The sequence below is a fragment of the Kribbella sp. NPDC051586 genome, assembly GCF_044453965.1.
GTDB lineage: Bacteria > Actinomycetota > Actinomycetes > Propionibacteriales > Kribbellaceae > Kribbella.
Genome location: NZ_JBITDF010000004.1, coordinates 1,363,718 through 1,385,922, shown reverse-complemented (window position 1 = coordinate 1,385,922; position 22,205 = coordinate 1,363,718). Strand labels below are relative to the sequence as shown.

Sequence of the window (22,205 nt, the reverse complement as noted above, 5' to 3'; positions counted from 1 at the left end):
GCAGAGCTCACTCCTCCGTGGCGGGGTCGTCGTGGGACGGACGGCGTGGCGGGTTCGGCTGCGGGCCGGCGGACCGGTTGCCCGGGTGGTCCGGGATGTCCGGTTCGTCGTCGTCGCTCAGCTCGACCCCCTCCTCACGCAGTACGTCCTCGACCTGCGGATCCAGCTCGTGACCGGGATGTGGCAGACCGGGCCTGTCGAAACTCATCGCACCCTCCCTGGCAGTTCGTTCCTGGGGCCACGATACGTAGTCATCGGTCGGCGAGGGAACGGCGGCGCTGGGTGATGTCGGTGAGTGACTGGGGTTGCCAGACGCCGTCGACGGTGTAGAGGTCGGTGCCCGGCGGGACGATCTCGTCGATCCGGTCGAGGGTTTTGTCGTCGAGGGTGAGGTCGGCGGCCTTGAGCAGGCCCTCGAGCTGTTCCATCGTGCGCGGCCCGGAGATCACCGACGTGACCGCGGGGTGCGTGGTGACGAACGCCATCGCCAGCTCCGGCAGCGTCGCGCCGATGCTTTCGGCAACTTCGATCAGCGGCTCGAGAGCGTCGTACTTCGCAGCGTTCCCGGGCAGTGCCGGGTCGAAGCGGGCCGGGGCGAGCGCGGCCCGGGCGGACAGGTCGAGCGGCTGGTTCTTGCGGATCTTCCCGGACAGGAAGCCGAACGCGAGCGGACTGTACGTCAGCACCCCCATCCCGAGCCGCCGGCAGGTCGGCAGGATCGAGCGCTCGATGCCGCGGGCAATCATCGAGTACGGCGGCTGGTTGGTCCGGAACCGTCCGTACCCGCGCTGCCCGGAGACGTTGTACGCCTCGACGATCTCCTCCGCCGGGAACGCCGAGCAGCCGAACGCGCGGATCTTCCCCGCGGTGACCAGATCGCTCAACACCCACAGGGTTTCCTCGATGTCCGTGGTGTGGTCCGGCCGGTGGATCTGGTACAGGTCGATCCGGTCCGTACCGAGCCGGCGCAGGCTGTCCTCGACCGCGCGGGTGATCCAGCGCCGCGAGTTGCCGCTCCGGTTCCGTCCCTCGCCCAGCGGGAAGTGCACCTTGGTCGCCAGTACGACGTCGTCGCGGCGGTCCTTGATGGCCCGGCCGACGATCTCCTCGGACTCGCCGGCGGAGTACATGTCGGCGGTGTCGACGAAGTTGATCCCTCGGTCCAGCGCCGTGTTGACGATGCGGATGCAGTCGTCGTGGTCCGGGTTCCCGGCGGCGCCGAACATCATCGCCCCGAGGCAGTGCGCACTGACCTCGATCCCGGTCCCACCCAGCGTGCGATAGCGCATGACAGCAAGCTCCTCGTGTTCCGATCGGTGACCGTCCGCACGTTAAGAGCTAGAGCGCTCTCTAGGTCAAGTCCGACCTAAAGTGGCGGGCATGGACATCGAAGGGCTGTGGGACCCGGAGCCGGGCTGGTTGAACACCGCGTCGTACGGGCTGCCGCCGAAGCCCGCCTGGGAGGCGTTGCAGGCCGCGCTCGGCGACTGGCGCGTCGGCAGGACGAGCTGGGAGCCGTGGGACAGGTCGACCACGCGGTCCCGGGAGTCGTTCGCGCGTTTGGTCGGGGCGGACGCCGCGGACGTGTTCGTCGGCAGCACGGTGTCCGCGGCGATCGTGCCGATCGCGGCCGCGTTGCCGGACGGCGCGAAGGTGCTGACCGACGACGTCGAGTTCACGTCGAACGTGTTCCCGTGGCAGGTGCACGCCGACCGTGGCGTCGAGCTGATCGCCGTACCGGGCGCCGACTTGGCGGCGGCGATCAAGCCGGGGATCGACGTGGTCGCTGTGAGCGCGGTGCAGTCCTCCACCGGTGCCGTCCTCGACCTGCCCGCGGTTATTGCTGCCAGCAAGGGGATCGATGCCTTGGTGGTGATCGACGCATCGCAGGCGCTGGGCTGGCTGCCGTTGCGGATCGACGGTGTCGACGCGTTGATTGCCCACAGCTACAAGTGGTTGATGGCACCGCGCGGTGCGACCCTCGGGTACCTGTCGCCGCGGTTGCAGGAGCGCTGCCGCCCCTCGGCCGCCGGGTGGTACGCCGCGCGCGACGTTCACGGTTCGTACTACGGGCCGGTGATGGACCTCGATCCCGGTGCGCGGCGGTTCGACCAGTCGCCGGCCTGGTTCAGTTTCGTCGGCGCGGCGCCCGCGCTCGAGCTGATCGAGCAGATCGGGGTCGACACGATCAACCGGCACAACCTCGAGCTGGCCAACGAGTTCCGCGCCGGCCTCGGCCTCCCGCCGTCGAACAGCGCCATCGTCAGCACGAGCCTCCCCGGCGCGCAGGAGGCGTTCGCAGCCGCGGGTATCCGCGCCGCCGTACGGGACGGGAAGCTGCGCGCGTCGTTCCACATCTACTCGACCCACGACGACGTACAGCACGCCCTCGAGGCGCTCAAACCCCTGCTCTGAGAGCTGGTTGCGGAGTTAGGGTGCCCCATGCGTGGATTGAGTATCGGGCAGGTGGCGGAGCGAACCGGGTTGAGCGTGCACGCCCTCCGGTTCTACGAGCGTGAGGGCCTGCTGGCGGATCAGGTACGGCGGGAGTCGAACGGCCGGCGGGTGTACACCGAGGACGATGTCGAGTGGCTGGACATGTGCATCAAGTTCCGCTCGTCCGGGATGCCGCTCGACACCATCCGCAAGTACACCGATCTGGTCCGCCAAGGCCCTGGCAACGAGCAGGACCGCCTGGCCCTGCTCCGCAGCCACCAGGACCACGTCAACTCCCAGATCCAGGACCTGACCGAATGCCTGAGCGTTATCAGCCACAAGGTCAGCGTCTACGAGGAGCACCTGGAGGCCGGGACCGCAGAGTGCCTCTGGGTGGCCCCGTCGCAGTCCGGCGCGAGCGAGGCCTCCTGATCAGCTGAGCGCCGACTCCATGGCCGTGAGGGTCTTGCGCATGTTCGCCGCCAGTTGATCGAGCCGGCCCTGGATGACCTCCGCGGCGCGGTCCGCGTTCTCTGCCGCACCCAGCCGCAGGCCGCTGATGCCAGGACCGTGGGTGAAGGTCTGGTGGACCAGAGTCTCGGCGCCGTGGTCCTCCAGCTCGTACTCCCAGTGGGCGAACGGAACGTCCTCGTCGCCGTACACGTCCCACCCGAAGCGGTACGGCGCCTCCGCGACGGTGACTGTGCAGGTCACATAGGTCTCGAAGCCGTCCTTGAAGCGGTTGCGCGCCTCGAAGCGGGCGCCCTTCTCGATCCGGTCGTCGAGCCACGCACCGTAGTAGCACTCCGGGCTCCACTCGCCGTACCGGTCGATCGCGGTGATGCCGGACCAGAGGTCGTGGATCGGCAGCTTGATCAGTACCTCGACGCCGGTGGTCGAGCCGGTCACTCCGTAGTCGTTCATGCCCGGTACGTCGGACGCGCCCCGGCGGGCTCGACATTTACCCGATCCGGCCGGCTGTAGAGATTCAGGCTGCCGTTGCGGATGAAGCCTGCCAGCGTGAGGCCGGACTCGGTGGCGAGGTCGATCGCGAGGGAACTGGGGGCCGAGACCGCGCCGAGGACCGGGATGCCGGCCATCACCGCCTTCTGGGCCAGCTCGAAGGACGTGCGGCCGGAGACGATCAGGATCAGGCCGCGGGCCGGGATCTGACCGTTGAGCAGCGCCCAGCCGACAACCTTGTCGACGGCGTTGTGGCGCCCGACGTCTTCCCGTACGACGAGCAGGTCGCCGGCCGGCGTGAACAGGCCGGCCGCGTGCAGCCCACCGGTGCGGTCGAAGACCTGCTGCCTGTCCCGCAGCGCGTCCGGGAGGCCGGCCAGTACGGCGTACCGCACCGTCATCGGGTCGTCCGCGGGGGAGAAGCGGGTCTTGGTGCGGACGGCGTCGAGGGAGGCCTTGCCGCAGACGCCACAGGAGGAGGTGGTGTAGAAGTTGCGCTCCACGCCGGCGACGGGCGGTGGCACACCGGGGGCGAGGCCCAGGTCGAGGACGTTGTAGGTGTTGCGGCCTTCGTCGTCGCGGGAGTCGCAGTACCGGGCGTCGCGGATGTCGTCGACGCTGCCGATCACGCCTTCGGTGTGGAGGAAGCCGTGGGCGAGCTCGACGTCGTGGCCAGGGGTTCGCATGGTGACCGCGAGGGGCTTGCCGTCGACGCGGAGCTCGAGCGGCTCCTCGACCGCGATCGAGTCCGGTCGTGAGCGCTCGCCGTCGGGCGTGATCCGCACGACCGGACGCCGGGCAATCAGCCGACCCACTGCCGGGCCCCCGGATCCATCGGAAGGAGGCGGGCCGCGATCGCCTCCGCGGGGCCGGGGGCCACCACGGCGAGGGCATCGGCGGCCGCGGGTCCGCGGAGCATGGCGGATCCGCCGTGGCCGATCGGTACGGCGCCGTGCGGGGTGAGCCGGACCGGGACGAGCCGGGTGCTGGTCGGGTGGCAAGCAATGCCGCCCGGTACGGCGATGTGGGTGAGCTCCGGGAGCCGCAGACCACGCATGCGACTGATTGTCGCGACACCGAGCGTCAAGAAGGCGACGAGTGCCGCAAAGGGATTGCCGGGCAGCCCGAGAACCAGCCGGCCATCGGCCAACCGGGCCAGCGCCTGCGGATGACCAGGCCGGCACGCGACCCCGTCGACGACGAACTCCGCCCCGAGCGAGTTGAGCGCCGGCCGAAGATGATCCGCCGGCCCGGCAGCAGACGAACCCGACACCAGGATGAGTTCAGCTTCGGTTTCCCGCAGCGCTCGGATCAGGTCCTCGCGAGAGTCCGGGAGATGCCGCACCGGCGCTGACTGCGCCCCGGCGCGGGTGATCAGGCCAGGCAGCATGGGGCCGATCGCGTCGCGTACCCGGCCGGGGGTCGAGGGGCCGCGATGGACCAGTTCGTCGCCTGTTACCAGGGCGGCGACGGTGGGCTGCGGGATGACAGTGAGGCGGTTGAGGCCCACGGTTGCGGCCAGACCCAGGACTGCCGGGTCGACGACCACGCCCGCGGGCAGCAGTTGGTCGCCGGGCCGGCATTCCTCGCCGGCTCGGCGGATGTGGCGCCCGGGCTCGGACCGGCCCTGCAGGCGATCGCCGGTCACGACGGCGTCTTCCGAGCGCACCACGGACGTCGCCCCGTCGGGGACAGCGGCTCCGGTGACGATCCCGGTCGCCTGCCCGTCTGCCAACGTCACCGAATCCTCGGCGCAGGCCCGTACGTGACCGATCACCTTCCACGGACCGGCACCGCTGACGGCGTACCCGTCCATGGCGGACCGATCTACCGGAGGGACCGCGCCCGGCGACACCAACGGCGTACCCAGGACAGATCCGTCGGCATCGGCCAGCGTGCGCGAGACCGCCGCCCCAGGGCGTGCCGCCGCATGGGCCAGCACCCGGGCCAGATCCCACGCCACGGCGTTCCGCCGGGCTCGAAGACCGCGGCCCTCGTCCTCCACACCACTACCCTCTCCAACCCACACCCGGTTGTCGAACGAATCCGGCCCGCCGGACGGTGTGGGATGGGTCACCGCGCGGCCTGGAGGCGGCGAGCGGCCAGCACCGCCGCGGGGGAGAGGTCGGTGGCGCCGGACTCGGCGTGGCTGATCAGCGCCTGCTTCATCCGTGGGTCCCACGTCGCTTTCACGTGGTTGGCGATCACGGTCGCGGCGTCCTCGTCGGAGCGGTGCGCGAACTGCGCGGCGATCTCGTTCGCCAACCGCACGTGCGGCGGCACCCCGCCGCTCATCGGTTGCCTCCTGCAACGACTGGCTCGGGTACGGCGTCCGCGGCGACCGGCGCCGGGATCAGGTCCACCTGGACCGCGGTGACCTTGTACTCCGGGCAGTTGGTGGCCCAGTCCGAGTTGTCGGTCGTGACGACGTTCGCGCCGCTGACCGGATGGTGGAAGGTCGTGTAGCAGACCCCGACAGGCATCCGGTCCGAGATCTTCGCCCGTAGCTCGGTGCGGCCGACCCGGCTCGACAGCGCGACCAGATCACCGTCGGAGACCCCGCGCACCTCGGCGTCGTGCGGATGGATCTCCAGCACGTCCTCCGAATGCCACGCGACGTTCGCCGTCCGCCGGGTCTGCGCGCCGACGTTGTACTGCGAGAGGATCCGCCCCGTCGTCAGGATCAACGGGAACTTCCGCGTCGACCGCTCCGACGTCGGCACGTACACGGTCTCCATGAACCGGCCCTTGCCGCGGGTGAACTCGTCCTCGTGCATGATCGGCGTACCGTCGGGATGCTCGACGTTGCACGGCCACTGGATCGACCCCAGCTCGTCCAGCTTGGCGAACGAGACCCCCATGAAGGTGGGCGTCGTCACCGCGATCTCGTCCATGATCTGCGCGGCCGAGTCGTAGTGCATCGGATACCCCATCGCCTGCGCGATCTCGCAGACGATCTCCCACTCCTGCTTCCCGGTCTGCGGCGCCATGATCGGCCGCACCCGGTTGATCCGACGCTCGGCGTTGGTGAACGTCCCGTCCTTCTCCAGAAAGGATGTCCCCGGCAACAGAACGTGCGCGAACTTCGCCGTCTCGTTGACGAACAGATCCTGGACGACGAGCAGATCCAGTGCGCCCAGCGCCGCGAAGACGTGCTGCGTGTTCGGGTCCGACTGGGCGATGTCCTCGCCCTGCACGAACAACGCCCGGAACGACCCGTCGATCGCCGCGTCGAACATGTTCGGGATCCGCAGCCCCGGCTCGTTCAGGATCGGCGTACCCCAGAGGTGCTCGTAGATCCCGCGGACGTCGTCGTCCGACACGTGCCGGTACCCGGGCAGCTCGTGCGGGAACGAACCCATGTCGCACGATCCCTGCACGTTGTTCTGTCCGCGCATCGGGTTCACGCCGACGCCGGCGCGGCCGATGTTGCCGGTCGCCATCGCGAGGTTCGCCATCCCCATCACCATCGTGGAGCCCTGGCTGTGCTCGGTGACGCCGAGGCCGTAGTAGATCGCCGCGTTCCCACCGGTCGCGTACAACCGGGCCGCCGCGCGGATCTCCGCGGCCGGTACGCCGCAGATCTCGGCGACCGCCTCGGGACTGTGCTCGGGCTGGGCGATGAACGCCTCCCAGGTCTCGAAGTCCTCGCACCGGGCGGCGACGAACTCGCGGTCGACCAGCCCTTCGGTGACCGCTACATGCGCGAGCGCGTTGATGATCGCGACGTTCGTGCCCGGCCGTAGCTCGAGGTGGTACGCCGCCTCGACGTGCGGCGACCGGACCAGGTCGATCCGGCGGGGATCGATCACGATCAGCTTCGCGCCCTGGCGGATCCGCTGCTTCATCCGCGACCCGAACACCGGGTGCGCGTCGGTCGGGTTGGACCCGATCACCAGGATCACATCGGACTCGTCCACAGACCGGAAGTCCTGCGTGCCGGCCGATTCGCCGAACGTCTGCTTCAGCCCGTACCCGGTCGGCGAGTGGCAGACCCGGGCGCACGTGTCGACGTTGTTGTTGCCGAAGACCGCGCGGACCATCTTCTGGACGGCGTACACCTCTTCGTTGGTCGTCCGCGACGACGTGATCGCGCCGATCGAGCCCTGGCCGTGCTCGGCCTGGATCTCCCGCAGCCGGCGCGCGGTGAACGTGATCGCCTCCTCCCAGGAGACCGTCCGCCACTCGTCGGCGATCGTGTCGCGGACCATCGGCTCGAGCACCCGATCGGGGTGCGATGCGTACCCGAACGCGAACCGGCCCTTCACGCACGAATGCCCCTCGTTCGCGCCGCCGTTCTTGTACGGGACCATCCGGACCAGCTCGTCACCGCGCAGCTCGGCCTTGGACGAGCAGCCGACCCCGCAGTACGCGCACGTCGTCAGGACGGTCCGCGTCGGCATCCCGAGCTCGACCACCGACTTCTCCTGCAGGGTCGCGGTCGGGCATGCCTGCACACACGCGCCGCACGACACACAGTCCGACTCCAGGAACGACACCCCGGCACCGGCCGCGACCTTGGAATCGAACCCACGCCCTTCGATCGTCAGCGCCAGAGTTCCCTGTACTTCGTCGCAGGCGCGGACGCAGCGCGAACAGGCGATGCACTTGGACGCCTCGAAATCGAAGTACGGGTTGGAGGTGTCGGTCTCCAGATCCATGTGGTTCGCGCCGGCCTCGACGCCCGAGCCGTAGCGGACCTCGCGCAGCCCGGTGACGCCGGCCATGTCCTGCAGTTCGCAGTCGCCGTTGGCCGAACACGTCAGGCAGTCGAGCGGGTGATCGGAGATGTACAGCTCCATCACGCCGCGGCGGAGTTTGCCGAGTCGCTCGTTCTGGGTGCGGACGTTCATGCCCTCGCGGACCGGCGTCGTACACGAAGCCGGAGTGCCCTTCACGCCGTCGATCTCGACCACGCACAGCCGGCACGACCCGAACGCCTCCAGGTTGTCGGTCGCACACAGCTTCGGTACGTCGACCCCCGCCTCCTTGGCCGCGCGCATCACCGACGTACCAGGTGGGACCGTCACGTCGACCCCGTCGATGGTCAGGTCGACCGTCGCCTCGCCGGGACGGGCCGGCGTACCGAAATCGGGCTCTTTGAGCAGAGTCATGCGTTGAAGTCCTCTCCGAAGTGGCGGACGGCGCTGAGTACGGGCATCGGGGTCAGGCCGCCCATCGCGCAGAGCGAGCCGTCGGTCATCAGTTCGCACAGGTCCTCGAGGACGACAAGGTTCTTGTCGCGCTCGGTGCCGGCTGTGGCAGCCAGGATCCGGTCGATGGTCTCCACACCGCGGACCGCGCCGACCCGGCACGGCGTGCACTTGCCGCACGACTCGGCCGCGCAGAACTCGAACGCGAAGCGCGCCATCGCGGCCATGTCCACGGTGTCGTCGAAAACCACGATCCCGCCGTGTCCGACCATCGCGCCGGCTTGGGCGAACGCCTCGTAGTCCATGGGCAGGTCGAACTGCTCGACCGGGAGATAGGCGCCGAGCGGGCCGCCGACCTGGACGGCTCTCGTCGGCCGTCCACTGGCTGTTCCGCCGCCGAAGTCGTTCACCAGTTCGCCGAGCGTGATGCCGAACGCGGTCTCGACGATCCCGCCGCGGGCCACGTTCCCGCCGAGCTGGAAGACGCTGGTGCCGAGCGATCGGCCGGTGCCGTAGTTCGCGTAGGCCTCGGCCCCGTGCGCGAGAATCGTCGGGACGGTTGCCAGGGACAACACGTTGTTGACGACGGTCGGCCGGCCGAAAAGCCCTTGCAGGGCGGGGATCGGCGGTTTCGCGCGGACCACGCCGCGTTTGCCCTCCAGGCTGTCGAGCATCGAGGTCTCTTCGCCGCAGATGTACGCACCCGCGCCGACCCGGACGTGCAGGTCGAAGCCGAACCCTGAGCCGAGAATGTCCGGCCCCAACCAGCCCTCCGCCCGAGCAACCTCGATCGCGCTCTTCAGCGTCGCCACCGCGTCCGGGTACTCCGAACGCAGGTAGACGTACCCTTCCGCGGCGCCGACGGCGTACGCCGCGATCGTCATCCCCTCGATCAACGTGAACGGATCACCCTCGATCAGCATCCGATCCGCGAACGTGCCCGAATCGCCTTCGTCCGCGTTGCAGCACACGAACTTGAGCTCCGCCTCGGCGCCGAGCACCGTCCGCCACTTGATCCCGGTCGGGAACCCCGCGCCGCCGCGCCCACGCAGCCCGGAATCGACCACTGCCTCGACGACATCGCCAGGCTCCATCGCGAGAGCTGTCCGCAGCCCGGCTATCCCGCCGTGCTCCGTGTAGTCCACGACCGACAGCGGATCCACCACGCCGACCCGCGCGAACGTCAGCCGCTCCTGCCGCCGCATCCACGGCAACTCCTCCACCAGACCCAACGAGTCACCTTCGCCGCTGAGCATCCCGCCGGCAATCAACCCGTCCACGTCCTCCGGCGCGACAGGGCCGTAGCCGACCCGTCCGGCGGCCGTCTCGACCTCGACCAACGGCTCCAGCCACAACATCCCCCGCGAGCCGGTGCGCACGATCTCGACATCACGGACCTGGGCCTGCGCGGCGATCCGCTCGGCTACCTCATCCGCCCCCACCGAACGAGCAGCCGAATCCCGCGGCACGAAGATCTTCATCGCGTTTCTCCCAGCAATGCATCGAGGCGGGCGGGGCTGACTCGCCCGTGCAGCTTCCCGCCGACCTGCACCGTCGGCCCCAGCGCGCAGTTCCCGAAGCAGAACACCTCGTCGAGCGTGATGCGCCCGTCGGCCGAGGTCTCACCGAAACCACAACCGGTACGCAGCCGCGCATAGTCGGCCAACTCGACCGCACCGACGGCACGGCAGGCCTCCGCCTGGCAAACGGCCACCGTCGTACGACCGGCAGGAGCCCGCCGGAAGTCCTTGTAGAACGTGACCACCCCGTGCACCTCGGCCACCGACAAGTTGAGTACGTCGGCCACCACCGCGACGTCGTCCTGAGCGACGTACCCCAGTTCCTCCTGCACCGCATGCAGGATCGGGATCAGGGCGCCGCGCAACGCGCGCAGTTCACCCGCGATCTCGCGCACTCGTTGGGCACGCCCGGGGACCGGGACGGGGGCGGTGGCCAGAACCTCACTCGTCATGTATACAACATTCCGTCGCCACTACCGCCTGGTCAAAGCAATGCTGCCTATGACCTGATAGCCGGCACCTATCAGGCGGCCCGACCTGCAGCTCGACAGTACGTATACGCCCACTGGCGAGGGACGCCCGGTCAGCCGAGCGTGGATCGGGCTCTGATCGGCGGACACCTCCTGTCGAGATGCAGAGCCGGACCGTAGAGGGCGGCGGGGCGGTCTTCGGTGTAGGCCCAGTAGCGGTCGCCGTAGGACCAGTGCCACCACTCGGTGGGGTAGTTGACCAGGCCGGCCGCAGTGAGTACGTCGGCCAGTAGGGCGCGGTTGGTCCGGGCCTCGCGGCTGATGTTGGTTGCGGCGAAGAAGCATGCGCCGTTGCTTTGCTCGGGTGTGGCGTCGATCGGGGTGCCGAGGTCGAGCGGGCCGTGGGCGCCTACCAGGGTCAGATCGACGGCCGCGCCGGCTACATGTGGCGCGACCTCGACCGGGGACACGAACCGGCTGGCCAGGACGTGCACGTCGTGGTCGGAGATGCCGGGATGTAGCCGTTCGAGCTCGGCGCGGTAGCCGTCGTAGATCTCCTGCTGGCTCTCGACCGGGCGCAGTCCTTCGACGACCTGCAGCCGGACGCCCGCCGGCAGGAACGTGTCGGCCAGCGCGAGCCGGTCCGCAACGCTCTCCCGGGCGAATTGCCGGCCGGTCGTCGCCACATCCCGGGTGAACAGCTCGACCAGCGGCTCGCCGTTCTCGATCGCCGGGATGCTCGTGATCCGGTCGTCGCTGAGCAGTACGGTCATCCGCGCGCCACCGCCGTACGGATCAGGGTGTCGACCACCTCGGCGTACGACAGTCCGGCCGCGGCCCACATCCGCGGGAACTGCGACGCCGGCGTGAACCCGGGGAACGTGTTGATCTCATTGACCACCGGCTCCCCGTCGTTCGGTACGAAGAAGTCCACCCGGGCAAGCCCCGAACACCCGAGGGTTTCGAAGACGTCGATCGCCGTACGCCGCAACCGCTCGGCCAATCCAGCATCGAGCGGCGCCGGTACGACGAATCGCGTGGCCGAGCTGTCGTACTTCGCGGTCGCGTTGAAGAACGGCTGCTCCGGGTCGGCATGGATCTCCAACGCCGGCGCGGTCTCGATCCGCCCGTCCGGGAACTCGAGCACCGCGAGGTCGATCTCGCGTCCGAGCATCTCCCGCTCCACCAGCACCTGCGGATCGAGTGCGGCGGCGTCCGCGATCGCGGCCAGTAGCGTCGGCAGGTTGGTTGCCCGGGTCACCCCGAAGCTCGAACCGCCGTTGCCCGGCTTCACGAACAGCGGGAAGTCCAGGCCGGCTGCCTTCAGCTTCTGCAGAGCCGCTTCGGTGTCGGTCAGTTCGGTCCCGCGGAGCGTGATGCCCGGTGTGACCGGGAGGCCGTGTGCCCGCAGGACGGCCTTGGTCAGGTGCTTGTCCAGGCCGACGGCGCTCGCCGCGATACCGCTGCCGACGTACAGGACCCCCAGTTGCTCGAGGAAGCCCTGCAGCCGACCATCCTCGCCGCCCTCGCCGTGCAGGGCCGGGACGGTGACATCGCACGCCTGCAGGATCTCGATCGCCTCGTGCTGCCCGTCCATCCAGTGGCCCTTGGCATCGATCACCATCGGGATCGCCGTATGGCCGAGCAGCTCGACCGCCTTCGCGATCCCCTTGCCGCTGGCAAGCGATACCTGGTGCTCCGGGCTCGCTCCACCCATCACCACTGCGACCTTCATCGACTGCCCTCCTCGTAACGACGAGTTACCCGGGACCCGATGCCGCAGTAGATCTCGTGCGGGATGGTGCCGGCCCAGTCGGCCCAGTCGGACGCGGTCGGCTCACCTGCCGACCCGTCGCCGAAGATCGTGACCGGTTCACCCGGTTCGACCGCGACATCACCTGCGTCGACCACGAACTGATCCATCGCGATCCGCCCGATCACCGGCATCCGTACGCCGCGGCACAGCACGCTCGCCCGCCGTACGGCGACCCGCGGGATGCCGTCGGCGTACCCGATCGGGACCAGGCCGATCGTGGTGTCGGAGTCCGTCACGAAGTCGTGCCCGTACGAAACCCCTTCACCCGCGCGGATCCGCCGTACCTGGGTCAGCTTGCTCATCAACCGCATCGCCGGCCGCAGCCCGAGCCCGACCTCGTCGATCCCGTACAGCCCGGCTCCGATCCGGACCAGGTTGCAGTCCGGCGCGTCGAGCGTGATCGCACCGGCCGAGTTGGCCAGGTGTAGGACGCCGGGCCGCAGCCCGGCCCGGCGCGCGAGACCTACCCCGGTCCGCAGGAGCTGCAACTGCCGCGTGCTCTGCACGGCACCGGCGGAGTCGCCGTGCGAGAGATGCGACCAGATCCCGCGGACCGTGACGGCGCCGAGCGCCTCGTAGTGCGCCGCCGTTCGGGTGAGTTCGATCCACTGGTCAGGTGCACTGCCGGCTCGGTGGAGACCGGTGTCCAGCTTCAGGTGCACGGAGTGGACGGATGGGATGGAGACGAGCCGCTGCAGCTCGGCAACGGTCGAGACGCTCACGTCGACGTCCACATCGCCGAGCAGCATCAGTTCAGCTGCGTCGTACAACCAGGTCAGGATCGGTACGGTCAGCCCGGCCGCGCGGAGCTGCAACGCCTCGTCGGCATGTGCGACGCCGAGCCAGGTCGCCCCGGCCTCGACCGCCGCGCGGGCCACCGGTACGGCGCCGTGCCCGAAGGCGTCGGCCTTCACCACGGCCAGGACCTCCTGCGGCACCTGCCGCCGGAACGTCCGGACATTGGCACGAATGGCGGACAGGTCGACGACGGCCTCCGACAATCCGGCGATCCCACGTGTCGCCGGGCGGTGGCGGGACTGAACCAGGGTCATGTCACTCATTGTTGTTTCCGGCAACGATCCGCTTCATCGGATCGCGGACGGATGTGCGCGGCTGCTGACTACGACCCTGGTATGACCCCCGTCATCCACCTGAATCAACTTCCCCCCGGTCACCGAACTTTCCGGGGGATACTGGAGGCGTGGAGGCCACCGATCACCTGAAGGCGTCGTTGTCCGCGGCGATCGCGCTGGCGAACACCTTCGGATCCGACCCGCGCCAGGGTCGTCCGGCGGCGCCCCCCGACGTCGGCGCCGTCCGCGCCGCGCTCCGCCTGACGACCAACCGCGTCCCCGCCGTCGAGGCCGCCGACTACGCGGCCGGCGCCACGACCTTGTACGACGCTCTGCGCCGGCTGCCGGATGTCGACGCTGCCGTCGACCTCGTGAACGGGCTGCTCAAGGAGACGAAGGCGGCACCGCAACTCGTCCGCGGCGAGGGCGCGCCCTGGCATCTGCACTTCGGCAGCCCGGACGAAGCCACCGGCTGGCTGGCTGAGCTCGCCACCGCCGTAGCGATGCTGCTCGGCAGCGGCGAGGTCGAACGGCTCCGCCGCTGCGAGGCGACCCGATGCGAGGACGTGTTCCTGGATTCGACCCGCAACCGCACGCAGCGGTTCTGCTCAACGGCCTGTCAGAACCGCACCAAGGTCGCCGCTCACCGCGCGCGCGTCTCCTGACGCCGTCACCATGGTTGCTTCTGGCAACCAGCCGAGCTTCCGGTAGAGGTGGAACCCGTCGGTGGTTGCCATCAGCAGGCCCATGGTCGCACCACGCTCGAGTGCGCGCCGGGTCAACGCACCCATGACGACGCTGCCGAGGCCTCGTCGCCGGAAGTCCGGATCGGTGTGGATGTCGTGCATCACCGCGTCCGTGCCGACGATCGCCACCATGCCGCGGGCGGCGATCGTGCCGTCGATCAGCACCCGCACGTACTCCAGCGGGCCGTCCGACTCGAGCTCTTCCACCGCCGATGTCCCGACCTGCGGCGTCGGGTGGTTGTGCAGGTCGATCGACATCAGCGTCTTCTGCTCCTCGAACGGCCGGACACCGGCGGCCTCGAGCAGGCGCGCAATCTCGTTGCCGTCTTGAGTGGTAACGGTCAGCCAGGTGTCCGCGCTCAGCCCTGCGGCAAGCCTGTCCACGGCGGCCGCATCATCACTGCGCGCGAACAGCTCCCGCTCCCGACCCGGCAAGCGCAGTACGACGGCGTACGCGTCGCCGTACTCGATCACCGGCTCCAGCCCGCGGCACAGCCGCCAGCCCTCCAACCATCGCCTCACGAGGTCCATGCCGGCGAGTGTAACTGCTTATCTCGAAATAGTCAGTTACGTAGTGCCGAGTACGAAGGTCTGGATGGCGACGACCGCGGCGCCTCGCGCCCATTCGCTGAAGTCGGCGGGCTGGAGAACCATCGGCAGTTCGGCGGCCGACGGGTGCCGGTCGGCGTGCAGGGCCGCCAGCAGATCGTCGTGCGCCACCTCGGCCAGGCGGACGCCCTCGCCGCCGAGGACGACGAGTTCGGGCATGGTGAAGTTCGCCGCCGCCGCGATCAGCTTGCCGAGCGCGCGACCGGCCCGGTCGATCACCTCGCGCGCGCCCGGATCGCCTTTGGCGGCGAGATCGAGCGCCTCGTCGTACCCGACCTGCCGGCCGATCGCCGTACCGACCTGGTCGGTGATGGCGCCGACGGTCAGCAGGCTGAGCGCGCAGCCGTGGTGGCCGCGGTCGCAGGTCGGGCCGTCCGGCAGAAGCGGGTGATGGCCGATCAGGCCGATGGTGACGTCGGGGCTGTCGACGACCTGGTTGTGGACGACGAGCCCGTACCCGACGCCGGCGCCGATCGTGACCAGCACGAAGCGGTCGGAGTTGCGGCCGGCGCCGAACCAGTGGGTGGCCTCGGTGAGCGAGGTCAGGTCGTTCGTGACCACGACAGGGACGCTCGTGTGCGCGGCGAGGATCTCTCCGAACGGTACGTCGACCCAGTTGAGGTACGGGCCCCAGCGGACCTCCGATCCGTCCGCGACCCGGCCGCCGATCGAGACGCCGAGCCCGGTGATCGCAGTACCGCCAGGCACCTGGACCGCCAGCTCGTCGGTGAGATCCAGGACGAGGTCGGCGACCACGGAAGGGGTCGGATCGGTCAGCGGGCGCTCGACGCTTGCGATCACGTCCGCGCGCAGGGTCGTCAGTACGCCGATCGCCGAGTCGCCGGTGAGCTTGATGCCGACGAAATGGTGGGCGTTCGCGTCGAGGTCGAGCGGTTGCGACGGGCGACCGACCCGGGCGTCCGTCGGGCCGCCTTCGACCTCGACCAGCAGGCCGGACTCGACCATCGGCTTGGTCAGGCGCGTCAGGCTGCCGGGTGAAAGGCCGACGCGGCGGGACAACTCGGCGCGCGACAACGGGCCGTCCAGCAGGATCTCCAACGCGACCTGCCGGGACGGACCGGACAACGGCTGCCAGGCGCCCATTGCGTCAGGGTAACCGGCGGCTCACCGCGACGAGAGCTGCTGCAAGGGTGAGGACGCCGGGACGTGACCCGGTCCGCCGTTCTGGCCGCACAAATCCCGGCGTCAAGCTCACCCAATGACAGACAGATGTCCACACCCCTCGAATCGAGTGAACACCGTGCAGGCGAAGTACCCAACTCTTCTCGAAGTATGCAACGGATTTCGGCCGGTGTTGCCTGGACAACGGTGTCAGAATGCGCCGCAGTCGGTCAGTGCGGGAGTTTCCGGGTGTCGACCAGGTGCTGGGCGACGTCGCGGAGCTTGGTGTTGGTGTCCTGGGAGTACCGCTTGAGGATCGCGAACGCCCGGTCCGCGTCCACGTCGAAACGCTCCATCAGGATGCCCATCGCCTGGCCGACCAGCTTCCGCGCGTCGACCGCCTGCGCCATCGTCTCCTCGTGCCGCGCGGAGGCCACCGCGACCGACGCATGCCGCGCGAGGATGTACGCGATCGCCTCGTCGTCGGCGCTGAACGCGTCCGGCATCGGGCTGTACAACCCCAGTACGCCGACGGTCTGTCGCGTTGCGTCACCGGTCGCCAACGGTACGTCGAGAACGCTGCGTACGCCGAGCGCCGCAACCTTCGCCGCCCACTCCGGCCAGCGGTCGTCGGTGTAGGTGTCCCGGATCAGGATCGCCGTGCGCTCCCGCAGCGCGGTGACCAGCGGGCCGGTCTCGGTGCTGATCTGCAGCTCGTAGACATCGGCGACCACGGGGTCGGTGACCGCGGCGATCTCCGCCCGGGAGCCGCGCGTGTACAAGGCCACGCCGGCGTACATGCAGTTCAAAGCCTGCAGCGCGAACTGCACAACAGCGTCGACGGTCTCCTCGACACCAGGCGCATCATGCAACTCGATCGCCAGCCGGGCAAACGTATCCGCCGACGTAGCGAGGTCAGACTCGGTCACAGGGGCTCCAGGACAGGTACGTGCATCGGGCACGCACATCATGCAGCCCAGCCCTCCGCCACCGTTAGCCAGTCCACCAAAAGAACACCCCACGGCCCTCCGCGCGGGGCTGGTTACAGTTTGCGTGTGGCGGACTTGTCTGGTCTGTTGAGTGGGCGGACCAACTGGCGGCGCGAGGTTGCGGCGCCGCTGCGGTCGTTTCTCCGGACCGAGGCGGGGAGTTCCGGCGTTCTCGCGGCCGCGATCGTGCTCGCCCTGGTCTGGGCGAACCTCTTCCCGGGCATGTACGACGACCTCTGGCGGACGCAGCTGTCCATCGGGCTGGGCGACGGCGAACTGAGCCTGGATCTGCGCGAGTGGATCAACAGCGGCCTGATGACGCTGTTCTTCCTCGTCGTGGGCCTGGAGGCGCGCCGCGAGTTCGACCTCGGCGACCTGCGCGAGCGCAGCCGCTTCGTGCTGCCGATGCTGGCCGGGATCGCCGGAATGGTCGCTCCGGTGCTCATCTACCTGGCGCTCAACGCCGGCGGCCCGGGGTCGCACGGCTGGGGCGTCGCGATGTCGACCGACACCGCGCTGGCCCTCGGTCTGCTCGCGCTCGTCGGCCGCGGTGTGCCGGACCGGGTGCGGGTGTTCCTGCTGACGGTCTTCGTCGTCGACGACCTGCTCGCACTGGTTGTCATCGCGGTCGTCTACAGCGAGGACATCAAGCTGATGCCGCTCGTGCTGGCGATCATCGCGTTCGCGATCGTACTGACCCTCTCGCTGTTCCACGTCCGCAAAGCCTGGGTGTACGTCGTTCTCGGCGTACTGATGTGGGCCGCTCTGCTGAAAAGCGGGGTCGACCCGGTCGTAGCCGGCCTGGCGATCGGCCTGACCGCCCCGGCGTACTCACCCGGACGGGAGGAACTGGAGGAGGCGACCGGCCTGTTCCGCCTGTTCCGCGAGCAGCCGACTCCGGAACTGGCGCGCTCCGCGACCGTCGGCCTCACCACGACGATCTCGCCGAACGAGCGCCTGCAGTACCTCTACCACCCGTGGACCAGCTACCTGATCGTCCCGCTGTTCGGGCTCGCGAACGCCGGGGTGACGATCGACATGGCGTTCCTCGGGCGTGCGTTCACGTCGCCGATCACGCTCGGCATCCTGCTCGGGTACGTGATCGGCAAGCCGGTTGCCGTGACGTCGGTGTCCTGGCTGCTGGAACGCCTCAGCGGCGGGCGGATCCGGCCGGGCGTCGGCTGGGCGGCAGTGCTCGGCAGCGGGACGATCGCCGGGATCGGCTTCACCGTCTCGCTGCTGATCGCGACGATCGCGTTCGACGGATCGCAGCTGGCCGAGGCGAAGGTCGGCCTGCTGTCGGCGGTCGTCATCGCGGCGGGGCTCACCTGGCTGGTGTTCCGCGCCGCCAAGCTGCTCTCCCCGCCGAAGAAGGCGCTCGCCCTGCTCGGCAACGCGGAGCAGCTACAAGACCTGACCGACCCGGTCGACCCGGAGCGGGACCACATCCGCGGGCCGGAGACGGCGTCGGTGACGCTGGTCGAGTACGGCGACTTCGAGTGTCCGTACTGCGGGCGGGCCGAGTCCGTCGTCCGGGACGTCCTGCAGGACGACGATCTGCGCTTCGTGTGGCGGCACCTGCCTCTGTCCGACGTGCACCCGCGAGCGCAGATCGCCGCCGAGGTGTCGGAGGCGGCGGCCGCGCAGGGCGCGTTCTGGGAGATGCACGACCTGCTTCTCGCGAACCAGGACAACCTGCAGCCGACCGACCTCATCGGGTACGCCAGGCAACTCGGACTGGACGCCGACAAGTTGCACGACGACGTGAAGCGGCACGTGGCCGCGGCCCGGGTCGCGCAGGACGTGGAGTCCGCCGACACCAGCGGAGTGTCCGGTACGCCGACATTCTTCGTGAACGGTCAGCGGCACTACGGCGCGTACGACGTGGAGACCTTGAAGGCGGCGATCAAGGTGGCACGCGCGCGGGCCAAGATCACCGACCGCAGTGGCTGAATCTTGATGCACTAGGGCATTTCCGCCACTGTCGCCGTACCGCCGGATCGCAGACGCTGGCTCCATGACCAAGCAGATCGACCAGGCCGCCGTCGCACACTTCGCGGAGCGGCTGGCCTATGAAACAGATGTGTCAGATGTCGCCTCGGACATCGGCGGCGGGGTGACGGGCTGGGTGCTGATCGACAGCCGCAGTCAGGAGAGCTGGGACCAGGGGCACGTGCCAGGTGCTGTTCACCTGCCGACCCGGGAGATCGCGGCCCGCGCGGCGTCCGTCGTACCCGAAGGCGCGGCCGTCGTCACGTACTGCTGGGGGCCGGGATGCAACGGTGCGACCCGCGCCGCGCTCGAGTTCGCGAAGCTCGGGTATGCGGTGAAGGAGATGATCGGCGGGTTCGAGTACTGGACCCGTGAGGGCCTGCCGGTGGAGACGGACGACGGGGTCGATCGGCGGCGGCCGGATCCGCTCACCGCGCCGCGTGGGGTGGCGTGCGCTTGCTGAAACCCCTGTAGGTGTTGAGGTTTTACACAGACTGAACTCGCCGTGGTGAAACGCTGACTCTCTGTGCGTTACCCTCGTAGTGGACGTGGAGAGCCTCGAGGCGAGGAGACAGTGTGACCGATCAGCCGATGAATAACGGTGGGCTGGTCGCGTTCGGGATCGACACGACACGGCCGAGCGTCGCCCGGGTGTACGACTACGCCCTGGGCGGCAAGGACAACTACGAGTCCGACCGTGAGCTCTATCGGCAGATCATGAAGATCGCGCCCGAGACCCCCGAGTGGGCGAAGGCGAACCGGCGCTGGCTCAACACCGTGATCACCTGGCTGGCCGAGGAGGCCGGAGTACGGCGTTTCATCGACGCGGGCTCCGGCCTGCCGACCGCGGAGAACACGCACCAGATCGCCCAGAAGGTCAACGCGGACGCCTCGGTGATCTACATCGACAACGACCCGTCCGTGGTCGCCCACGGTCGGGCCCTGCTGCTGGACAACGACCGGACGCAGTTCACCGCGGCGGACCTGACCAAGCCGGAGGAGGTGCTGGCCGACCCGTCGATCCGGGATCTGCTGGCCGCCGGCGAGCCGGTCGCGCTGGTGATGGCGCTGATGCTGCACCACATCGCCGACTACGAACAGACCCTGGACATCGCCCGGAAGTACGCCGCCGCCCTGCCGCCGGGGTCGTATCTGGCGATCACGCACGCGTGCAACCCGGGCGACGGAGGTCCGGTCGACGTGCTCGTCGCCGAGCTGCTCGAGAACGTCAAGGACGCGTTCCCGACGCTGGCGTTCCGGTCGGTCGAGCAGATCTCGTCCCTGTTCGGCGACCTGGAGATCCTCGAGCCGGGCGTCGTCCCGCTGAGCGAGTGGCACGTTCCCGGCGGCCGCGTCGAGGACGAGCACCCGACCGACATCCGCGACGCGATCTTCGGCGGCGTCGCCCGCAAGGCGTAGGTCTGGCCAACCTCAGCTGAGGTTGGCCAGGTAGTCGGCGTTGCCGCGGATGGCGGCTTCGTAGCGCTTGATCTCCGCGGAGTCGACCTTGTCGGCGATCACCAGCAGCAGTGTGGCCAGCGCCTTGTCGTTCTTCCCGGCCGCGTGCAGCGTCAGCGACTTGAAGACCCGCAGCGAGTCCGAATCGGGATACTCCGCGCACGCGTCCTTGAACACCGCGAGCGACTCGTCGAAGCGCCCGAGGTTGCGCAGCGTGCTGCCGTACTGGAGCAGGCACTTACGGCGGGTCTCCCCGGTCAGCCCCGGCAGCGCGCGTTCGTAGTACCCGACCGCCTTCTCCTCCTCGCCGGCGGTGTCGTACGACCCGCCGACCTCGTAGAGCACGTGCGGGTTGTCCGGGTGCTCGGTCAGCAGCTTCTCGAAGAAGGCGATCGTCGGGCCCATGTTCGCCCGGTCCCGCTTGGCGAACGCCTCCTCGATCGTCGCGGCCAGCTCCGGCGTCAGATCAGTCTTCACAGCTCCATCATGCCGCGTCCGGCTGGTTGGGCGCCGCCGCTTTTTCGCCGGGGCAGATGTTCTGGTTGAGGTGGAAGACATTCGCCGGGTCGTACGCCGTCTTCAGCGCCACCAGCCGCTCCAGCTTGGCCGGCGGGAAAGCGCGCTGGATCGGGTCGCCGTTCAGCGTGTTCACGTACGCCCCGCTCGCGTACGGCGCCAGCGTCGCGGCGTACTCGCGCAGTTGGGCGATCCGCGCGCGATCCTCCTCCGCGTCCTCCCACCGGGTCGCTGTGACGAACTCGAACAGCGTCTCCCGGTGACTGAACGCCGCGTCTCCGTCCGGTACGTCGGCGATCGCCCCGCCGTAGGCCTGCAGGCTCGCGGACACACCCGGCGTCCGTAGCAACGCGCGGATCGCGTCGTCGGGCAGTGCCTTGAAGTAGTGCCCCTTCCAGTACCGCCGGTACCGGTGACCCTGCACGCTGTCGTCGCGCGTCTGCAGCTTCAGGTACGTCGTCTCCTCGACAACCTCATCGACCACCGGGCCGAGCGCGCGGAACGCCGGCAGCAGGCTGTACCCACCCTCGCCGACCCACACGTACCCGATCGTCACCGAATCCGGCTTGATGCTCGCCGTGAAGGTGGCCTCGCGCGGCGCCCGCTCGTTCAGCTCGCGCCAGCCCCGCAGTACATGGAAGCCCGCCGACGCCGGGTAGGTGAACTCGACGATCAACGCCCGCGTCCCGATCTCGTGCAGCTGGAACTCGAACCGCGTGACGATCCCGAAGTTCCCGCCGCCGCCGCGCAGCCCCCAGAACAGCTCGGGGTTCTCGTCGGCACTCGCCCGGACGACGGCACCGTCCGCGGTGACGACCTCGTAGGACACCATGTTGTCGCAAGCCAGACCGAACCGCCGCGCCAGCCACCCCATCCCGCCGCCGAGCGTCAGGCCGCCGACGCCGGTGTGTGACACGTTCCCCGCCGTTGTCGCCAGGCCGTACTCCTGCGCCGCCTTGTCCAGCTCGCCGAGCATCGCCCCGCCCTGCACCCAGGCTCGCTTCAGCGCGGGGTCCACGTGCACCGCGTTCATCGGCGTCAGGTCGATCATCAGCCCACCATCGGGTACCGCGAGGCCGGCGATGTTGTGCCCGCCGCAGCGGACCGCGATCTCCAGCCCGGCCGCCCGGCCGAACCGCACCGCCTCGACGACGTCCGCAGTGCTGCTGCACCGCGCGATCACGGCCGGCCGGCGGTCGATCATCGCGTTCCAGACGGTCCGGGCCTCGTCGTACCCGGCGTCGCCGGTGCGCAGCATCGTGGTCATCGGTCTCTCCTTGTCGGTTGGTCTGCTCACAACCCTGACAGCGAAGCGGTACTCCGATAAGGTCCAGTTGTGTGA

General features: G+C 69.1%; 23 protein-coding genes. 6 read left to right on the top strand and 17 right to left on the bottom strand.

Annotated elements, in window-relative coordinates; translation table 11 throughout:
• Positions 1-7: 7 nt before the first annotated feature.
• Together ACIA58_RS33475 and ACIA58_RS33470 are read right to left on the bottom strand one after the other, a co-directional pair.
• Positions 8-208, bottom strand: a complete 201-nt coding sequence (locus ACIA58_RS33475) for a hypothetical protein (RefSeq protein WP_396407813.1) — start codon at positions 206-208, stop codon at positions 8-10.
• Positions 209-251: 43 nt separating this feature from the next.
• A complete protein-coding gene (locus ACIA58_RS33470; protein WP_396407812.1) occupies positions 252-1,289 on the bottom strand; it encodes an aldo/keto reductase in 1,038 nt (345 codons plus the stop codon).
• Between the two features lie 91 nt (positions 1,290-1,380).
• On the opposite strand from ACIA58_RS33470, the gene ACIA58_RS33465 reads away from it, so the two are divergent.
• On the top strand, positions 1,381-2,415 hold the full coding sequence (locus tag ACIA58_RS33465) for an aminotransferase class V-fold PLP-dependent enzyme (protein ID WP_396407811.1): 1,035 nt from the start codon (positions 1,381-1,383) through the stop codon (positions 2,413-2,415).
• 27 nt (positions 2,416-2,442) lie between these two features.
• Complete coding sequence (locus ACIA58_RS33460) at positions 2,443-2,868, top strand: MerR family transcriptional regulator (RefSeq protein WP_396407810.1); 426 nt, start codon at positions 2,443-2,445, stop codon at positions 2,866-2,868.
• Here ACIA58_RS33460 and ACIA58_RS33455 read toward each other — a convergent pair whose 3' ends face one another.
• From ACIA58_RS33455 to alr, 10 genes are all read right to left on the bottom strand, one after another.
• Complete coding sequence (locus tag ACIA58_RS33455; protein ID WP_396407809.1) at positions 2,869-3,360, bottom strand: SRPBCC family protein; 492 nt, start codon at positions 3,358-3,360, stop codon at positions 2,869-2,871. It lies immediately after the preceding gene.
• Positions 3,357-4,214 (bottom strand): formate dehydrogenase accessory sulfurtransferase FdhD, encoded by an 858-nt coding sequence (gene fdhD, locus ACIA58_RS33450; protein ID WP_396407808.1) that lies wholly within the window; start codon positions 4,212-4,214, stop codon positions 3,357-3,359. The genes ACIA58_RS33455 and fdhD overlap by 4 nt, the downstream gene beginning before the upstream one ends.
• The gene (locus tag ACIA58_RS33445) at positions 4,202-5,404 is read right to left on the bottom strand and encodes a molybdopterin molybdotransferase MoeA (RefSeq protein WP_396407807.1); all 1,203 of its coding nucleotides are present in this window, start codon (positions 5,402-5,404) and stop codon (positions 4,202-4,204) included. The genes fdhD and ACIA58_RS33445 overlap by 13 nt, the downstream gene beginning before the upstream one ends.
• Positions 5,405-5,472: 68 nt before the next feature.
• Positions 5,473-5,694 carry a formate dehydrogenase subunit delta gene (locus ACIA58_RS33440; protein ID WP_396407806.1) on the bottom strand — a complete coding sequence of 74 codons (222 nt, stop codon included), beginning with the start codon at positions 5,692-5,694 and terminating at the stop codon, positions 5,473-5,475.
• Positions 5,691-8,513 (bottom strand): formate dehydrogenase subunit alpha, encoded by a 2,823-nt coding sequence (gene fdhF, locus ACIA58_RS33435; RefSeq protein WP_396407805.1) that lies wholly within the window; start codon positions 8,511-8,513, stop codon positions 5,691-5,693. Before fdhF ends, ACIA58_RS33440 begins: the two co-directional genes overlap by 4 nt.
• On the bottom strand, positions 8,510-10,033 hold the full coding sequence (locus ACIA58_RS33430) for a formate dehydrogenase beta subunit (RefSeq protein ID WP_396407804.1): 1,524 nt from the start codon (positions 10,031-10,033) through the stop codon (positions 8,510-8,512). Before ACIA58_RS33430 ends, fdhF begins: the two co-directional genes overlap by 4 nt.
• Positions 10,030-10,524: an NAD(P)H-dependent oxidoreductase subunit E gene (locus tag ACIA58_RS33425; protein WP_396407803.1), complete on the bottom strand. Its 495-nt coding sequence runs from the start codon at positions 10,522-10,524 to the stop codon at positions 10,030-10,032. Before ACIA58_RS33425 ends, ACIA58_RS33430 begins: the two co-directional genes overlap by 4 nt.
• A 131-nt stretch (positions 10,525-10,655) precedes the next feature.
• Positions 10,656-11,315, bottom strand: a complete 660-nt coding sequence (locus ACIA58_RS33420) for a M15 family metallopeptidase (RefSeq protein WP_396407802.1) — start codon at positions 11,313-11,315, stop codon at positions 10,656-10,658.
• Positions 11,312-12,277 (bottom strand): D-alanine--D-alanine ligase, encoded by a 966-nt coding sequence (locus ACIA58_RS33415; RefSeq protein WP_396407801.1) that lies wholly within the window; start codon positions 12,275-12,277, stop codon positions 11,312-11,314. Before ACIA58_RS33415 ends, ACIA58_RS33420 begins: the two co-directional genes overlap by 4 nt.
• Positions 12,274-13,410, bottom strand: a complete 1,137-nt coding sequence (alr, locus tag ACIA58_RS33410; RefSeq protein ID WP_396407800.1) for an alanine racemase — start codon at positions 13,408-13,410, stop codon at positions 12,274-12,276. Before alr ends, ACIA58_RS33415 begins: the two co-directional genes overlap by 4 nt.
• A 149-nt stretch (positions 13,411-13,559) precedes the next feature.
• Between alr and ACIA58_RS33405 the strand changes: the two genes are divergently transcribed.
• Positions 13,560-14,096, top strand: a complete 537-nt coding sequence (locus ACIA58_RS33405; RefSeq protein ID WP_396407799.1) for a CGNR zinc finger domain-containing protein — start codon at positions 13,560-13,562, stop codon at positions 14,094-14,096.
• Here ACIA58_RS33405 and ACIA58_RS33400 read toward each other — a convergent pair.
• From ACIA58_RS33400 to ACIA58_RS33390, 3 genes are all read right to left on the bottom strand, one after another.
• Positions 14,040-14,708 carry a GNAT family N-acetyltransferase gene (locus ACIA58_RS33400; RefSeq protein WP_396407798.1) on the bottom strand — a complete coding sequence of 223 codons (669 nt, stop codon included), beginning with the start codon at positions 14,706-14,708 and terminating at the stop codon, positions 14,040-14,042. The genes ACIA58_RS33405 and ACIA58_RS33400 overlap by 57 nt on opposite strands.
• Before the next feature lie 36 nt (positions 14,709-14,744).
• Positions 14,745-15,890 carry an ROK family protein gene (locus ACIA58_RS33395; protein WP_396407797.1) on the bottom strand — a complete coding sequence of 382 codons (1,146 nt, stop codon included), beginning with the start codon at positions 15,888-15,890 and terminating at the stop codon, positions 14,745-14,747.
• 248 nt (positions 15,891-16,138) lie between these two features.
• A complete protein-coding gene (locus tag ACIA58_RS33390; RefSeq protein WP_396407796.1) occupies positions 16,139-16,837 on the bottom strand; it encodes a GAF and ANTAR domain-containing protein in 699 nt (232 codons plus the stop codon).
• Positions 16,838-16,963: 126 nt separating this feature from the next.
• On the opposite strand from ACIA58_RS33390, the gene nhaA reads away from it, so the two are divergent.
• The 3 genes from nhaA to ACIA58_RS33375 all read left to right on the top strand — a co-directional run bounded on the left by nhaA (position 16,964) and on the right by ACIA58_RS33375 (position 20,308).
• Positions 16,964-18,850, top strand: coding sequence for a Na+/H+ antiporter NhaA (nhaA, locus tag ACIA58_RS33385; RefSeq protein WP_396407795.1), 1,887 nt, complete (start codon positions 16,964-16,966; stop codon positions 18,848-18,850).
• 64 nt (positions 18,851-18,914) lie between these two features.
• Entirely contained in the window at positions 18,915-19,352 is a 438-nt protein-coding gene (locus ACIA58_RS33380) for a rhodanese-like domain-containing protein (RefSeq protein ID WP_396407794.1), read from the top strand.
• 113 nt (positions 19,353-19,465) lie between these two features.
• A complete protein-coding gene (locus tag ACIA58_RS33375; RefSeq protein ID WP_396407793.1) occupies positions 19,466-20,308 on the top strand; it encodes an SAM-dependent methyltransferase in 843 nt (280 codons plus the stop codon).
• 12 nt (positions 20,309-20,320) lie between these two features.
• Here ACIA58_RS33375 and ACIA58_RS33370 read toward each other — a convergent pair whose 3' ends face one another.
• Both ACIA58_RS33370 and ACIA58_RS33365 read right to left on the bottom strand, forming a co-directional pair.
• Entirely contained in the window at positions 20,321-20,824 is a 504-nt protein-coding gene (locus tag ACIA58_RS33370) for a tetratricopeptide repeat protein (RefSeq protein WP_396407792.1), read from the bottom strand.
• A gap of 7 nt (positions 20,825-20,831) precedes the next feature.
• Entirely contained in the window at positions 20,832-22,130 is a 1,299-nt protein-coding gene (locus tag ACIA58_RS33365) for an FAD-binding oxidoreductase (protein ID WP_396407791.1), read from the bottom strand.
• Positions 22,131-22,205 lie beyond the last annotated feature (75 nt).